This window comes from Aquincola tertiaricarbonis (assembly GCF_000969605.1).
Taxonomy (GTDB): domain Bacteria; phylum Pseudomonadota; class Gammaproteobacteria; order Burkholderiales; family Burkholderiaceae_C; genus Aquincola; species Aquincola tertiaricarbonis.
On record NZ_JZUE01000080.1, the window covers coordinates 1 to 834 of the forward strand.

At 67.4% G+C, this 834-nt stretch carries 2 protein-coding genes; both read left to right on the forward strand.

From position 1 onward, the window contains the following. The first annotated feature begins 84 nt into the window (after window positions 1-84). Entirely contained in the window at window positions 85-486 is a 402-nt protein-coding gene (locus VO99_RS27485) for a single-stranded DNA-binding protein (RefSeq protein WP_046116161.1), read from the forward strand. Between the two features lie 11 nt (window positions 487-497). Beyond that, window positions 498-834, forward strand: a 337-nt coding sequence (locus VO99_RS27490; RefSeq protein ID WP_046116162.1) for a DUF932 domain-containing protein, incomplete at its 3' end; no start/stop codon positions are given.

Genomic DNA, 834 nt, shown 5'->3' on the forward strand with positions numbered 1-834 from the left:
CGAGGAAGGTCCGAATGAAGGGATCAGCTATAGAAGCCACCCAGCCCGGGTGACCAGCGATGCCTTCCAACGAAGGAGCCCACCATGTCCCCCGTCCAGATCATCCAGCGCCATGCCCACCTCGCCGGCCCGGTGCAACTCGACCACCTCCCGACCTCCGACGGCCCCCGGGCCCGTGCCACCCTGACCGCGCTCAGCCAGCGCCGGCGGGGCAAGGACAAGCAGGACCCGCCAGTGGCCATCCGCTGGACGGTGTGGGGTGCGCTGGCCGAACACGCCGCCAAGTACCTCGGCCGCGGCAGCCACGTCAACGTCGTCGGCCACCTGCACAACCACAGCTACGTCGCCACCGACGGCCATACCGTGCACACCTTTGTCTTCACCGCCGAGGAGATCGACTTCCTCGACAGCAAGGCCGAAGCCGAGGCCCGGCGCGAACGCCAGGCGTTTGTCGCCGAGATGGACCAGGCCCCGGCCACCCGCTGAAGGAGACCACCATGCACACTCTCCACGCCACCCCGACGCTGACCACCCGCTTCGCCTACGGCACCCGTGTGCTGCGCCAGGACAGCGGCTTGGCCGAAGACCAGATGCGCCAGGTTGCGCCGTCCATCTTCGCCCCCGGCAAACACGCCAGCCGGTCCGAGCGGTACAGCTACATCTCGACCATCGAGGTCCTGCGCGGCCTGCAGAAGGAGCACTTCCGGCCGGTGATGGTTGCTCAAGGTGCCAGCCGCGTAGAAGGCAAGGCCGACTACACCAAGCACCTGATCCGCTTGCGCCATGGCGAGCCGAACCAGCGCGACGAAGCGCAGGAGATCATCCTGATCAACA

Excerpts from the sequence above, each read along its gene's own strand:
- VO99_RS27485 (WP_046116161.1), top strand. The coding sequence starts at position 85 with ATGTCCCCCGTCCAGATCATCCAGCGCCATGCCCACCTCGCCGGCCCG.